Raw genomic sequence first — 12,090 nt, forward strand, 5'->3', positions numbered from 1 at the left:
AGTTGGACGGCCGCGTGCGCACGACCTACAGCACCCGCAAGCGCCTGGTGGGCGGTTTCTATGCCTATGACTCCCATGAGCAGGTGGCCTCTCTGGGTACCTTGTGCCAGGGGAACACGGACGCGAAAGGACGGCTGGAATGCCCGGTCAGTCTGGATCGGGACGGCCAGATCGAGTTGTTCGCCCAGGCCCGCGATGCCCAGTCGCGCGTGTCGCGCGCCTCGACCTCGATCTGGGTGTGGGGGGAAGAGTCCTGGTTCGGCGAGGGCAACGACGATCGGATCGACGTGATCCCCGCCAAGGCCGACTACAAACCCGGTGAAACAGCCGAATTCACGGTCCGCATGCCGTTCCGCCAGGCGCGTGCGCTGGTGGCGGTGGAACGTGAGGGCGTGCTGGAAACGCACGTGGTCGATCTGGACGGCGACGAGCCCGTCGTGCGTCTGCCCGTGCAGGCCGGCTGGGGGCCGAACGTCTATGTCTCTGTGCTGGCCGTGCGTGGCCGGGTCCGACAGGTGCCCTGGACGTCGTTCTTCGAGTGGGGCTGGCGTCATCCCCTGGACTGGATGGATGCGCGTGCGGCCCGGTCCGATACTGCGCCCGAAGCCACCGGCCTGGTCGATCTGGCCAAACCGGCGTTTCGCTTTGGCCTGGCCAGCATCCGGGTTCAGAGCGAAGCCGACCGCCTGCAGGTCAAGGTCGAGGCTGACCGCAGCAGCTATCAAGTGCGCCAGCAGGCCCGGGTCCGCATCCAGGCGATGCTGCCCGACGGCAAACCGGCCGCCGGGGCCGGCGTGGCTTTTGCGGCCGTGGACGAGGCCTTGCTCGAACTGCGCGACAACGACAGTTGGGACCTGCTGCGGGCCATGCGCGTGGAGCGTGATTACGGCGTAGAGACCGCCACCGGTCAGGGCGAGGTCGTCGGCCGCCGCCATTACGGCCGCAAAGCGGTCGCGGCGGGCGGGGGCGGCGGCTTCAACGCCACGCGGGAACTGTTCGACACGCGCCTGCTGTGGCGCGGCGACCTGACGCTGGACGCGCAGGGGCAGGCCACCATCGAGGTGCCGCTGAATGATTCCCTGACGCGCTTTCGCCTGGTGGCGGTGGTCGATCAGGGACAGGGGATGTTCGGCACCGGTTTCACGGATATCGTCAGCACCCAGGACCTGCAAGTAGTGTCGGGACTGCCCCAGGTGGCGCGCGAAGGGGACCGCTACGAGGCCCGGGCGACGGTGCGCAACCGCACGGATCGGCCCATGGCGCTGGCCTTGTCGGCCGGGGTGGCTGCGGCGGGCGGGGCCGAACAGGCTTTGGCCGGGCAGACGCTGCGGCTGGAACCGGGTGCGGCGCAGACCGTGGTCTGGCCGGTGACGGCGCCGCTGCTGTCCGGCCAGTCGGAAACCGAGGCGCTGAAATGGCGCTTCGAGGCGCGGACCACCGAAGGCGAGGCGGCGTCCGACCGGATCGTGGTCGGACAGACGTTGCTGCCCGCCGTGCCGGTGACGGTGCGCCAGGCTACGCTGCTGCAGATCGTGGACGGGGTGCCGCAACAGGTGCCGGTGGACGCCTCGGCGCGGGCCTTGCTCGATGCAACGGGTGTACCGCGCGGCGGGGTCCGGGTCAGCCTGCAGTCCAGTCTGGCGGGTTCTCTGCCGGGTGTGCGCGACTGGCTGAGCGCCTATCCCTATACCTGTGTCGAACAGCTCAGCGCCAAGGCGATGGGGCGGCGCGATCCGGTCGCGTGGCAGGCCTTGATGAAGCGCCTGCCCGATTACCAGACCGAGTCCGGCCTGCTGTCATATTTCCCGGGTGGGCGCGGCAGCGTGGTGCTGACTGCGCATATGCTGGAAATCGCCACGCGGGCGGGGGCTTCGGGGGACGCCTATGGTTTGCCCGGCGAGACGCGCGAGGGCATGCTGGCCGCCTTGCAAAACTATGTGTTCGGCCGCCTGGCGGAGGACGGCTGGGCGCCCGTGCGGGACGATTTCTGGCGCAAGTTGATTGCCGTCGACGCCTTGGCGCTGGCCGGTGCCTGGCAGCCTGGCATGCTGGACAGCTTTGCGCTGGAGGTCAGCGACTGGCCGACGGCTGCCGTGGTGACCTGGCTGTCGATTCTGCGGCACGTGCCGGATCTGCCTGACCGCGAGGTCTGGTCGGCTCAGGCCGAGGCCGTGCTGCGCGCACGGCTGTCGCGACATGGCACGACACTGGTGCTGGCCGACGAGACGGTGGATTCGGGCTGGTGGCTGATGAGCAATCCCGCCACGGCCCAGGCCCGCCTGCTGATGACGGTGCTGGACCGGCCCGCGTGGCGTGCGGATCTGCCGCGCCTGTTGACGGGCCTGCTGTCCATGCAGCGCGACGGCGCCTGGTCCACGACCACGGCCAATGTCCTGGGCACTCTGGCGGTGGATCAGTTCGCCCGCAAGACGGAGACCCATGCAGGCAAGGGCGCGGTGCGCGTGGCCTTGTCCCCGGGCGAGCCGACGGTACTGTCTTGGGCCGACATGCCGCAGACTGACGGTATCCGCCGTCAGTCTCTGGATTTGCCCTGGCCGCAGACGCGCACCGGCACGCTGGACATCGCCCAGCAGGGGCAGGGCAGCGGCTGGGCGACGGTCGCGGCGCGCGCCGCGGTGCCCGTCGCTCAAGCCGTGGACGCCGGCTTGCAGGTCGAGCGCACGGTGGTGCCGGTGTTCAAGGCACAGGCCGACCGTTGGTCGGTGGGTGACGTCTACCGCGTGCGCCTGCGGGTCCGGGCCCGGGAGGCCCTGGTCTGGTCCGTGGTCAGCGACCCGGTTCCGGCGGGAGCGTCCATCCTGGGCAGCGGGCTGGGCCGGGATTCCAGCCTGGCGACCACAGGCGAAAATCAGAACGACTGGAACCAGCCCAGCTTCATCGAGCGTGAGGCCGGGGTGTTCCGGGCCTATTACGAGGTCATGGAGCCGGGTGAACGCACGCTGGAATACACCGTGCGGCTGAACGTGCCGGGGGATTACCAGTTGCCGCCGACGCGCGCCGAAGCCCTGTACCAGCCGGACGTGTTTGGCGAGACGCCCAATACCCCCTTGCACGCGGGGCCTCAGCCCTGATGGGATGGGTCGGGTGAGCGGGATGGGTCCGTGCCGCGTGGCGGGTCGACGTCGGCGAGCTGCCGCGCTGGCCTTGAGCCTGGGGCTGCTGCTCCCGGCGGTGTCCGCCCAGGCGCAGCCTCTGGTCCAGGCACAGGCGTTGGCAGGCGCTTTTCCGCCTGGCTATGCGGCTGTCCGGGAGGCCTGGCGCCCTTCGGATGCGCGGCTGCTGGCCTCGGACGGGCACGAACTGCAGCGTCTGCGCACCGATTTTTCCGGCCGGCGCGGCGACTGGCTGCCCCTGGGTGCGGTGTCGGTCGCCCTGCAGCGGGCCGTGGTGGCGTCCGAAGACCGGCGTTTCTACGAACATGGCGGCGTGGACTGGCTGGCAAGCGCCTCGGCAGCCTGGTCATCGGCCTGGGGTGACGGCGTCCGTCGGGGCGCTTCGACCTTGAGCATGCAATTGGCGGCGCTGCTGGACCCTGCGCTGCGGCGCGGGCCGGGCGGACGCGGCATCCTGCAGAAGCTCGACCAGATGCAGGCGGCCCGGGCGCTCGAGTCCCGTTGGACCAAGCCTCAGATTCTGGAAGCCTATCTGAACCTGGCGGCCTGGCGCGGTGAACTGGTCGGGGTCGATGCCTTGTCCCGGGTGTTGTTCCAGAAACACGCCTCGGGTCTGACCTTGCGCGAAGCCGCCCTGGCCGCCGTGCTGCTGCGCGGGCCGAACGCATCGCTCCCGGCCCTGGTGCAGCGCGGCTGCGCCCTGCTGCGTGAACTGGGACGGCCGGACGAATGCCGGGGCCTGCGGGATTTCACGCAGGCGGCTCTGTCCCGCGCCCGCGAGGCGCGTTTTGACACGCCGGCACTGGCGCCGCATTGGGCGCGGCTTTTGTGGGATGCCGGTCTGGCGGATGCGCAGGGCGCGATCCAGTCCACCCTGGATCGCGGGCTGCAGGCCGCTGCCGTGCAGTCCGTGCGCCGGCGCCTGGGTGAATTGCGTGGCACGGGGGTGACCGACGCCGCCGTGGTGGTGCTGGACAATCGCAGCGGCGCCGTGCTGGCCTACGTGGGTTCGTCCGGTGCGCTGTCCGAGGCCGCCGACGTGGATCACGCGCGTGCTGTCCGCCAGGCCGGTTCGACCCTGAAACCCTTTCTGTACAGCCTGGCTCTGGACCAGCAGCGGCTGACAGCCGCCTCGTTGCTGGACGACAGCCCGGTGGGACTGGACGGGGGCGGCGGGCTCTACGTGCCGGACAATTACGATCACCGTTTCGGCGGCTGGGTCAGCGCACGTATGGCACTGGCGTCTTCTCTGAACGTGCCGGCCGTGCGCACCCTGATGCTGGTCGGCCCCGATGCGTTGGCCGATCGGCTGGTGGCGCTGGGCCTGCCTCTGGACCGAGGAGGGGATTACTACGGCTACAGTCTGGCGTTGGGGTCCGCCGATGTGACCTTGTTGTCCCTGACCAATGCCTATCGGGCGCTGGCGCGCGGCGGCGATTACGCGCCCGTGAACCTGCGCGCGCGCCCGGGCGCCGAGGCCCAGACGGGTGTCCGGCTGTATTCGCCCGAAGCCTCCTGGATCGTCGGCGACATGCTGGCCGACCGCGCGGCGCGCGCCCGGACTTTCGGCCTGGACAGTCCGCTGACCACGCGCTTCTGGACGGCAGTGAAGACCGGCACCAGCCGTGACATGCGCGACAACTGGTGCATGGGCTGGTCGGCGGACTATACGGTGGGCGTGTGGGTGGGCAACAGCGCCGGGGCCAGCATGCGGCACGTCTCGGGCGTCAGCGGTGCCGGCCCCATCTGGCACGATGTGTTCGACTGGCTCTACCGGGATCATGCGCCCGGTGAACCCGACCGCCCGTCCGGCGTCGCCGTGCAGGCGGTGGTCTTTGGCGGGGGGCTGGAACCCTCGCGGACCGAATATTTCCTGGGCGACACGGCCCAGGCCCGCTTCGCGCCGCCGGATGCCCAGGGTGATCCTGGTCGCCCGCGCATTGCCGAACCCGTGGACGGCACCATTCTGGCCCTGGACCCCGATATCCCCTGGGAGCGCCAGCGTCTGCGCCTGCGAGCGGTGGATGCCCGTGCACGGCCGGTGGCCGATGCGCGCTGGTTTCTGGATGGCCGGCCTTATGGCCAGGACGAGGCGCCGGACTGGGCGCCCCGGCCGGGCGCGCACGTATTCGAACTGCGGGATGTGCAAGGCGTGGTGCTGGACCGGGCCCGGGTCATCGTCCGGGGCGGGCGGTTCCAGAACGATTCCGACGCGCACCGTAAACATTGATGACGGCGAAATATGCCATCATGACGTCATGGACAAGATCAACAGGAGGCGGTGGATGCGTAATCCGGGCTTTGGAATGAAACCGTGGATGACGGCCCTGACGGGATCGATACTGCTGGCGCTGGCGGGGTGCCAGGCCGTGCCCGGGGCAAAGAACGGCGCGCAGGGTGCCGCAGGGCAATCGGCCGCCGCGACGCCGGCGCAGACGCAGGCGGTCGGGACGCAACATGCCATCACCGACAACCGCCAGGCCCTGGATCTGCGGGTATTCCTGGCCGATACCCGTTCCCGGCCGGATTGGACGCCGGTGACGCTGAAGCCGTCCGGCGTGCTGTACGTGCAGCCGACGGCGGTGATCAACCGCAGCGATTTGATGGGCATCCAGTCGGCTACCGATCAGAAGGGGGATGGCATCCTGGTACTGATCCTGAACGACGAGGGCCTGAAAAAGATACGTGCGGCCACGGCGGCCAATCCCGGCCTGCGTCTGGCCCTGGTCGTGGGCCACACCATGCTGGCCGCACCGGGGTATGCCGCGCCGATCAGTCAGCAGAAGCTCGCCTTCGGCGTGGGCTCGGCGCGCAATGCCGAACTCGCGGCGCGCTCGGTCGCCGGCGTGGAGGCGACGCCGCCCGCGAGCGGGTTCTGAATGTGACACCTCCCCGGAACTGGTTCGACCAGGGAGGCAAGGCGTACGCACGCTTTCGTCCCGGATATCCGCCCGAACTGGCGCGGTTTCTGGCATCCGTTTCGCCCGGCACGGGGCTTGCGCTCGACGTCGGCTGCGGCAACGGCCAGTTGACCGCGCAACTGGCCGCGCACTTCGACCAGGTGCTGGGGGTGGATCCCAGCGCCGATCAGATCGCCCATGCCACGGCGCATCCGCGCGTGGTGTACACCTGCGCACCGGCGGAGCAGTTGCCCATCGCGGCATGCAGCGCCCAGCTCATCACAGCCGCGCAGGCCGCGCACTGGTTCGATCTGCCGCGTTTCTACGAAGAAGCACGTCGCATCGGCGCGCCGCGTGCCGTGCTGGCACTGATCAGCTACGGAGTGCCGCAACTGGAGGCTGCGCTGAACCCGCGCTTCGACCGTTTCTACTGGCACGAGATCGGTCCGTACTGGCCTGCGGAGCGCAAGCTCGTCGATAGCGGTTATGCGGACCTGCCGTTCCCTTTCGAGGAACGGACGCCGCCTCCCCTGGAGATCCGCAAGACCTGGACCCTGGAGGCACTGCTGGGCTATCTGTCCACCTGGTCTGCGGTGCGCGGCGCGCGCGAAGCGGCGCGCGAGGACATCCTGCAAGCCTTTGCCGACGATCTGACGGCGGCGTGGGGCGATCCGGCGCTTGGCCGGGAAATCCGCTGGCCCATCCACATGCGCTTGGGAATCTTGTAAACCCGCTGCATATTTTTCTTGCGCTGGTGACGTTGAATCGGTGAAAATCTACGCATTGCGTATATAGGAGCCGATTGTGGCGATTTCCCAGCAAGTCTTCCTGCGCGACGCGATGCGTCGCCTGAATCTGACCCGCGACGTGTTCGCAGCCCGCATCGGCGTCAAGCGCCGTGCCCTGGACACCTGGCTGTTGCCGGAAGGCTCCCAGGAAGCCCGCGCCATGCCGGAAGTCGTCTCGCGCTTCGTCACCGAGATCGTGGAAAACGGCGCGCTGATGGAAAAATATGCGCAGAGCGCGCAATCCGGCCCTTTGCGTGATCGGATTTCGGCCAGCGGCAAACACCAGTTGCTGTCGGTGGACCAGTTCACGCGCGAATCCGTCGAGGAACTGTTCCGCGTGGCGGATCTGATGCAGCCCATCGCCCGGCGGCGCAAGGTCTCCCGCGTCCTGGAGGGCGCGGTCCTGGGCAATCTGTTTTTCGAGGCCAGCACGCGCACGCGGGTCAGCTTCGGTGCGGCCTTCTGCCGCCTGGGCGGCTCGGTGTGCGACACCACCGGCTTCACGTTCTCGTCCATGGCCAAGGGTGAATCCATCTACGATACCAGCCGCGTGATGGGCGGTTACGTCGACGCCATGGTGATCCGCCATCCCGAAAAGGGCTCCGTGGCCGAATTCGCCGCCGCGACCAATATCCCGGTGGTCAACGGCGGGGACGGCGCAGGCGAACACCCCAGCCAGGCGCTGCTGGACCTCTACACCATCCTGACGGAATTCTCGCGCCTGGGCAAACTGCTGGACGGGGCGCACATCGTCATGGCCGGCGACCTGAAATACGGCCGGACGGTGCATTCGCTGATCAAACTGCTGGCCCTGTATCGCGGCATGAAATTCACCCTGGTATCCCCGCCTGGCCTGGAGATGCCGGAATACCTGCTGGAGCAGGCCAGCCGCAATGGCCACGTCATCGAGCAGACTCATGATCTGGCGGTCGGCTTGAAGGGTGCTGACGTGGTCTACGCCACCCGAGTGCAAAAGGAACGCTTCGCGGGCGAAAACATGGAGGGCTACTCGGCCGATTTCCAGATCAACCGCGCCATCGTGGATGCCTGCTGCGGCCCGGACACGATCGTCATGCACCCGCTGCCACGCGACAGCCGCGAGGGCGCCTTTGACCTCAGCACCGACCTGAACCACGACCCGCGCCTGGCGATTTTCCGCCAGACGGACAACGGCATTCCCGTGCGCATGGCGATCTTCGCGGTGCTGATGGGGGTCGAGGGCCTGGTGCAGCATTCGCTGCGCGACGTGACCTGGTCACCGCCGTCCCACATCGGGCCGGACGACAGCGTGTTCCACGGGCTGGATTGAACGCGGGCGGATGAGGCGGGACACAGGACAGTCCCTTGTGGACGGTCCTGTGCCTGACGAATCGGAGTGGCTTGCAAGCCGCGACGTGGGCGCAGGCCGCCCGGAATACGACTGTTCGAAGTCGTCCGCAGAGGGAGGCGGAGGCGCTTACGCCGCCGCGCGCTCCCCACCTAACGCCGCGACCAGATCGTCCAGCATGCGCGCCAGTTCGCCCGCCATCAGGGCGAAGTCGGCCTCGAACTGCTCGGCCTCGTTGGCGGCCTGAGCGTCCTGGTGTTCCTTCAGCACGTCCAGCGGCGCAACGCGCTTGATGTCCAGGTTTTCGGTCAACACGAAGGACACGCGATCGTTCCAGGTCATGGCCAGGCGCGTGCACTGCTTGCCCGCCTGGACGTGGCGCCGGACCTCGTCGAGCTCGACCGTCTGACGCACGTAGCGCACGGTGGCGCGCGACTCGCCGGTGGAACGCAGTTCCGTGTCCTGGTCGATGGTGAAGCCGGCCGGCGCCTCGTCCTCGGACAGCCACAGCGTCATGGCGGCGCCCGGCGACATTTCCACGTGCAGCGGCACGATGGGAAAGGGCGTCAGGGTCTTGGCCAGCAGGCCCAGCACCTCGTCGCTGCGCGCGGTGGCGGCGGCGTCGATGGCCACCCAGCGGTTCACGGTGTCGATCCAGACACGGGTGTCGTGGGCGATGACGAAGGCGCGCGGCAGCAGCTCCATCGTCATCTGCTCCTTGATTTCCTTCATCTGCTTGCGGCCGGGTTTGTAGCCCTGTTGCTCTTCCATCTGCAGGGCGCGTGCGCGGCTGGCCTGGTTCACGACCGTGGCCGGCAGCAGTTTCTTTTCCGTCTGCAGGCGCAGCAGGATCTGGCCGTGCTGTGCGTAGGCCAGGCCGCTCTCCTCGCGCGGAGGCAGCCATCCCGACACCTGGCTGTCCTGGCTGGTGCCGGGTTGGAAGGCGAGGGGTTCCAGCGCCGCTTCGAGATCAGCAGGCGTCAGGGAGGCGTTGGGAGCGAGACGGTAGAGTTTGAGATTCTTGAACCACATGATCTTGGACGGCTGGCCGGCAGGCGGCGGTGAAAACGGGACTTGATTGTACGCGGTAAAAATCCGGGCGGCCGGAAGGGCGGTGTACGCTGGGCGGCGGGCGAGGCGATCCAGGTCAGTCGCCCAATGTTCGCGCCCATTCTTTCAGCCGCGGGTGCTGCCGATCCTTGTCGGACAGAGTGGGCTCCTGGACCGGCCAGTTGATCGCCAGATCCGGACAGTTCCAGGCGATGCCCGCCTCGTCGGCTGGATCGTAGTAGTCCGTGCACTTGTACTGGAAGGTCGCGGCGTCGCTGATGACGCAGAAGCCGTGCGCATAGCCGGGCGGAATCCAGATCTGGCGGTGGTTGTCGGCCGACAGTTCCACCGCCACGTGGCGCCCGAAGGTGGCGGACCGGGGATCGATGTCCACGGCCACGTCGAAGACGGCGCCTTCGGTCACCTGGATCAGCTTGCCCTGCGGACGGCTGCGCTGGAAATGCAGGCCGCGCAGCACGCCATGCGTGGAATGCGAGATATTGTCCTGCACGAAATCCAGGTCGATGCCTGCGGCCTCGCGGTAACGGCGGGCGCTGAACGACTCCAGAAACCAGCCGCGCGCGTCACCGAAGACACGCGGCTCGATGATGCGCACGCCGGGCAGGGTGGTGTCGACGACCTTCATCGCCCGCCGCCTTCGTGCGCCAGGGCCAGCAGGTATTGCCCGTAGTCCGTCTTGGCCAGCCGTTCGCCCCGTGTGACCAGTTCGGCGCGGTCCAGCCAGCCGTTGTTGAAGGCGATTTCCTCCAGGCAGGCCACTTTCTGCCCCTGGCGGTGTTCGATGGTCTGCACGTAGGTGCCCGCGTCCAGCAGGCTTTCGTGCGTGCCGGTGTCCAGCCAGGCGAAGCCCCGGCCCAGGTGTTTGACGTGCAGATCGCCGCGTTGCAGGTAGGCGTTGTTGATGTCGGTGATTTCCAGTTCGCCGCGCGCGGAGGGCCGTACCTGGCGCGCGATCTCCACCACGTCGTTGTCGTAGAAATACAGGCCGGTGACGGCGTAGGGCGATTTCGGGTGTGTGGGTTTTTCCTCGATCGACACGGCACGCCCGGCCGCGTCGAATTCCACCACGCCGAAGCGCTGCGGGTCTGCGACCCGGTAGCCGAAGATGGTGGCCCCGGAGGCGCGCTGGGCGGCTTCGCGCAGCATGCCGCTGAAGCCGTAGCCGTAGAAGATATTGTCCCCCAGCACCAGACAGACCCGGTCGTTGCCGATGAAGTCCGCGCCGATCAGGAAAGCCTGCGCCAGGCCGTCGGGCGAGGGCTGCTCCGCATAGGACAGGGTGATGCCGAAATCCGATCCGTCACCCAGCAGGCGCCGAAAGCCCGGCAGGTCGTCGGGCGTGGAGATCACCAGCACCTCGCGAATGCCGGCCAGCATCAGCACCGACAGCGGATAGTAGATCATCGGCTTGTCGTAGATGGGCAGCAGTTGCTTGGACACGCCGCGCGTGATCGGATGCAGCCGGGTGCCGGAGCCGCCGGCGAGGATGATGCCTTTCATGGGGCGCCTGAGGGGAACTGGACCAGCCGCCAGTGTAGCGAGGAACGGGGCAGGGCGATGCGGGGATCAGGCGGCGGTTTTCGGACGCGCGGGCTGGATCAGACGGATCGCGCGGATCGGGCGTGGCGCTCGGCTCGAATGGCACGCCGGTGCCGGCAGGGTCAGAGCCAGGCTTCCTGTTCCGCCTTGCGGCCGTCGTTCTGCATGGCCTTGCACAAGGCGCGCAGTCCGACCGGCAGTTCGGCACGTGCCAGCAAGTTGTCCAGCAGGCGGCGGTCGTGCGTGTTCAGCGGCCAGGTCTGGGCGGTGGCGGTCCATTCCGTCACGCCCATGCGGTGCGGCTCCCAGGCGAGGCTCAGGGATTGCCAAAGCTCACCCACCGAACAGGCAATGTCTACGCCGGAAGGGTCCGCGTCCGCGCTGATCCAGGCCGGCGCGGGCGCCAGACGCAGCAGGTGGCGGATGGCTTGCCGCCAGGCCAGCGGCGGGCGGCCGGGCATCCAGAGCAGGGCGGTACCGGGTTCCAGGCTCAGCGCCTGACGTTCGAAACTGGCGCGGTTTTCGATCAGCCACCAGCGTTGTGGCGCTTGGGCGGCGTCCATGCGGAGCAGGTCGGTGAGTGGCAGGCCGATGCAGTGCAGATGCGCCAACGGCAAGGCCTGCCCGGCAGGCCAGTACAGGGTCACGTCGCCCGCGATCCAGGCCATCAGGGCGAAACGCGCGATCCGCAGGCGCTCCAGGTCAAAGCCCGACTCCAGCCAGCGCCAGTCGGCCGCAGACAGCGCCTTGGTACCATCCGCGGCGCGCAGGGCGAAATCGCGCCTCGTGCCGGATGCCCCGGCGTCATGCCAGGCCGCTAGTGCACGCAGCACGTCCAGCCGTCGGGTCAGGCGGTCGAGCGGGCCCCGGTCATCCGCCAGTTGATCGGTGGCCTGCTCCAGTTCGTCGAGCAGGTCGGGATCGGGTTCCGTGGCGGACGCGCTCCAGCTCCGCAGCCAGCCCTGCGCCTGATCGATCAGGGCTTGGCGCGTTTCGGCTTTTTGACCCGGTCCGGCGACACCCAACAGCGTCTGCAGACGCAGCAGGTCGCGCCAGATCAGGGCGTCCCATTGCCAGGTGCCGCCCGTCAGTTGTTCGCAGCGGATGATCCAGCCCTCTTGCAGCAGGCAGGTGCAGAGGGCTTCTGCGCGCTCGATTCCGCTGGGGCCGGCTTCCTTGATCAGTGTGCCGTAGGTCCGTCTGGCTGCGTCGCTGCGCACCCAGCGGCGCAGCAGGCCGAGCTGATGCGGGTCGAGCAGGGGCAGAGTCTGCGGGACCGGTGCATCCGCGCGGCGTTCACGCCTGGTCCTGCTTTTGACCATGTCGATCCA

Annotated in this window: 9 protein-coding genes; 5 read left to right on the forward strand and 4 right to left on the reverse strand. The window is 68.2% G+C overall.

What is annotated here, in order from left to right; genetic code table 11:
- The 5 genes from WA983_RS02345 to WA983_RS02365 all read left to right on the forward strand — a co-directional run.
- On the forward strand, positions 1-3,092 hold a 3,092-nt coding region (locus WA983_RS02345; protein ID WP_424311546.1), incomplete at its 5' end, for an alpha-2-macroglobulin family protein.
- 4 nt (positions 3,093-3,096) lie between these two features.
- Positions 3,097-5,364: a penicillin-binding protein 1C gene (pbpC, locus tag WA983_RS02350; RefSeq protein WP_424311547.1), complete on the forward strand. Its 2,268-nt coding sequence runs from the start codon at positions 3,097-3,099 to the stop codon at positions 5,362-5,364.
- An 88-nt stretch (positions 5,365-5,452) separates the two neighbouring features.
- The gene (locus WA983_RS02355; RefSeq protein ID WP_424311548.1) at positions 5,453-6,013 is read left to right on the forward strand and encodes a hypothetical protein; all 561 of its coding nucleotides are present in this window, start codon (positions 5,453-5,455) and stop codon (positions 6,011-6,013) included.
- Positions 6,014-6,015: 2 nt separating this feature from the next.
- Complete coding sequence (locus tag WA983_RS02360) at positions 6,016-6,762, forward strand: class I SAM-dependent methyltransferase (RefSeq protein ID WP_424250185.1); 747 nt, start codon at positions 6,016-6,018, stop codon at positions 6,760-6,762.
- Positions 6,763-6,838: 76 nt separating this feature from the next.
- Positions 6,839-8,131 carry an aspartate carbamoyltransferase gene (locus WA983_RS02365; RefSeq protein ID WP_424250187.1) on the forward strand — a complete coding sequence of 431 codons (1,293 nt, stop codon included), beginning with the start codon at positions 6,839-6,841 and terminating at the stop codon, positions 8,129-8,131.
- Positions 8,132-8,278: 147 nt separating this feature from the next.
- Here the strand turns inward: WA983_RS02365 and WA983_RS02370 are convergent, their stop codons facing one another.
- The 4 genes from WA983_RS02370 to WA983_RS02385 all read right to left on the reverse strand — a co-directional run bounded on the left by WA983_RS02370 (position 8,279) and on the right by WA983_RS02385 (position 12,081).
- Entirely contained in the window at positions 8,279-9,181 is a 903-nt protein-coding gene (locus WA983_RS02370) for a recombination-associated protein RdgC (RefSeq protein ID WP_424311549.1), read from the reverse strand.
- Between the two features lie 115 nt (positions 9,182-9,296).
- Positions 9,297-9,845: a dTDP-4-dehydrorhamnose 3,5-epimerase gene (gene rfbC, locus WA983_RS02375; protein WP_424248947.1), complete on the reverse strand. Its 549-nt coding sequence runs from the start codon at positions 9,843-9,845 to the stop codon at positions 9,297-9,299.
- Positions 9,842-10,720, reverse strand: a complete 879-nt coding sequence (gene rfbA / locus WA983_RS02380) for a glucose-1-phosphate thymidylyltransferase RfbA (protein WP_424248945.1) — start codon at positions 10,718-10,720, stop codon at positions 9,842-9,844. Before rfbA ends, rfbC begins: the two co-directional genes overlap by 4 nt.
- 161 nt (positions 10,721-10,881) lie before the next feature.
- Positions 10,882-12,081: a DUF2399 domain-containing protein gene (locus tag WA983_RS02385; RefSeq protein WP_424248944.1), complete on the reverse strand. Its 1,200-nt coding sequence runs from the start codon at positions 12,079-12,081 to the stop codon at positions 10,882-10,884.
- Positions 12,082-12,090: the final 9 nt, after the last annotated feature.

The organism is Castellaniella sp., from assembly GCF_049650445.1.
Lineage (GTDB): Bacteria > Pseudomonadota > Gammaproteobacteria > Burkholderiales > Burkholderiaceae_B > Castellaniella.